Annotated in this window: 4 protein-coding genes; 1 reads left to right on the plus strand and 3 read right to left on the minus strand. The window is 36.6% G+C overall.

The features are described from left to right. The 3 genes from ABF281_RS00640 to rpmH form a co-directional block, all read right to left on the minus strand. A partial coding sequence (locus ABF281_RS00640) for a hypothetical protein (protein WP_347179771.1) occupies window positions 1–390 on the minus strand: 390 nt, incomplete at its 3' end. Continuing rightward, entirely contained in the window at window positions 387–599 is a 213-nt protein-coding gene (gene yidD, locus ABF281_RS00645) for a membrane protein insertion efficiency factor YidD (protein ID WP_347179772.1), read from the minus strand. The genes yidD and ABF281_RS00640, both read right to left, overlap by 4 nt. A 296-nt stretch (window positions 600–895) precedes the next feature. Beyond that, entirely contained in the window at window positions 896–1,030 is a 135-nt protein-coding gene (rpmH, locus tag ABF281_RS00650; RefSeq protein WP_008490980.1) for a 50S ribosomal protein L34, read from the minus strand. Window positions 1,031–1,207: 177 nt separating this feature from the next. Here rpmH and dnaA point away from each other — a divergent pair, with 177 nt between their 5' ends. After that, window positions 1,208–2,497, plus strand: coding sequence for a chromosomal replication initiator protein DnaA (dnaA, locus tag ABF281_RS00655; RefSeq protein ID WP_347179773.1), 1,290 nt, complete (start codon window positions 1,208–1,210; stop codon window positions 2,495–2,497). Window positions 2,498–2,631 lie beyond the last annotated feature (134 nt).

Below are 2,631 nucleotides of genomic sequence, written 5' to 3' on the forward strand. Positions count from 1 at the left end.
CCTTACAGAGGAAGGGGTTATTTGCTCAACATCAAAAACCTCGCCCTCCGAAACAAAACCACTGTTTAAATAAAACTTAAAACCAGAAAGGAGATCAAAACCAAATAACCGCACGCCTTGTGACTCATCATTGTTTAAATAAGTGTATTCTTTAAGCCTGGCCTGCCATATCTTTCCTGAAGACGGACTAACTAAAACATCAAGCTTTTCATTTTGTATCTGAATAAAACCAGCTGTCTCTCCTGGGGGCAAAAGCTCTTCGCTTTTGTTTTGCTCTATAAACGATGCTTCAGCAAACTCTTGTTTAATTTCCTTTTCGGCGTTCCACGACAAAAACAAAACATATGACAAAACCACAACAGAGCCTATGTATATATATCTCCAATTCATTTTTTTACCTCATCTACCCCACCAGTCGACCATGGACCACACCTAAAAATTCTTATTATTGAATAGTAGCCACCAACAACAACCCCATGAATCTCTATGCTCTCTTTAGCATACTGAGAACATGTTGGCTCAAACCTACAATTCTTTCCAAACAAAAAACTCAAATATTTTTGATAAAAATTAATCAATAATACTAAAAACTTTTTCATATTAATCGTCTTGTAAACTATTTACAAAATTATCTAGCGCAAGCTCAAAATCACAAGAAACATTTTTAAAACCAACTTCCAAAAAACCCCTTCTTACCACCACAACATACCTATCACCTAAACAGCTTTTTCTAAAAATCTCCCTGATCCAGCGTTTAATTTTATTGCGATGAACGGCCAAGGAATAGTCCTTTTTTTTAACAATAATCTTAAGTTTTTGGTTTTTAGACTCAACATCAAAAAATATTGATGCGTAGCTTGAGTGATAAATTTTTTTTGAAATAACGAAGCCTAAATTACGCGGTTAGTACTTTGCGACCCTTTTTTCTTCTATTGGCAATAACCGCTCTACCAGCCTTGGTTGACATCCTTGCCCTAAAACCATGAGTTCGCTTTCTTTTTAATGTGCTGGGTTGAAATGTTCTTTTCATAATTACTCAAAAAATTAGGCGTGAATTATAAAGCATTGTGAGCGAATTGAAAGAAAAAAAAATTAAAAATCAACGTCCTAGATATTAACAAGTTATCCACAGAAAATACATATGCTTATGCTGTAGATATCTTGTTAGTTTTTGTTAGACTAGCTTTTCTACTGGAGGTCTTATAAATTGAAATTTTGGTCTGAATGCACGGAAAAACTTGAAACCAAGCTATCACAAGAAGAGTTTAACACCTGGATTAAACCCCTTCGAGCCAATATTAATAAAAACGAACTTGAGATAAGCGCCCCAAACGATTTTGTGCTTACATATGTTAAAGAAAACCTAGGTCAAATCATTGAGAATCTAGTAAATAAATCCGATGAGTCACTAAGTGTAAAATTCAAAACCCTAGACAAATCAACATTTGTCGAGAAACTGAACGTAGCTGAGGTTAATACCCCTGGTTTAGTTAAACACTTTACCTTTAATACATTTGTAGAGGGAAAGTCTAATCACATGGCATTAGCTGCCGCAAAGCAGGTTGCAGCAAACCCGAAGGGTGACTACAACCCGTTGTTTATTTACGGAGGTGTTGGGCTTGGAAAAACCCACCTAATGCATGCTGTAGGCAATGAAATACTTAATTCTAGTACTTCTAAAAGGATAGTTTACGTCCATTCAGAGAAATTTGTTGCTGATATGGTAAAAGCCCTTCAATTAGGCGCTATGAGCGAGTTTAAGGAGTTTTATAGGAATGCTGATGCCCTACTAATCGATGATATCCAGTTTTTTGCAGGCAAAGAGCAGTCTCAAGAGGAGTTTTTCCATACATTTAACGCACTTCTTGACCGAAACCATCAAATGATACTCACATGCGACAAATATCCAAAAGAGATAGATGGCCTTGAGGAGCGCTTAAAATCAAGGCTTGGCTGGGGTTTGCCGGTCATTATTGAGCCGCCAGAGCTTGAAACCCGTGCTGCAGTGTTACTAAGCAAGGCAAACTCAATGGGCGTATCCCTTCCAAACGATTGTGCAATTTACATAGCACAAAGAATTAGATCAAACATTAGAGAGTTAGAGGGCGCATTAAAAAGAGTGGTAGCAAACTCCCGTTTTGCTGATCAGGAGATCGATATACCCTTTGTTAAAGAGGCGCTAAAAGATTTGTTTGTTATTTCAGCTAAAATGGTAAGCATAGACAACATTCAGAAAACTGTTGCTGAATACTACAACATTAAATTATCCGATCTTTTATCAAAAAGAAGGAGCAGGTCTATCACTAGGCCAAGGCAACTAGCTATGTCTTTAACCAAAGAGTTAACGAACCACAGCCTTCCAGAAATTGGAGAAGCTTTTAATGGAAGAGACCACACCACCGTGCTCCATGCTTGTAGTAAAATTAAGGAACTAAGAAAAGAAATTCCTTCACTAGAAGAGGATTATAGAAACCTAAATAGGACACTAACAAATTAAATGGAAATCACCGTTAAAAAAGAGGATATTGTTTCAGCTCTTAATACCACCCTGGGTGTCGTAGAAAAAAGACAAACACTCCCAATACTTGCTAATGTTTTATTTGAGGTTGAGGATAATGTATTTAAATTAAC

The organism is Wenyingzhuangia sp. (genome assembly GCF_039768515.1).
Lineage (GTDB): Bacteria > Bacteroidota > Bacteroidia > Flavobacteriales > Flavobacteriaceae > Wenyingzhuangia.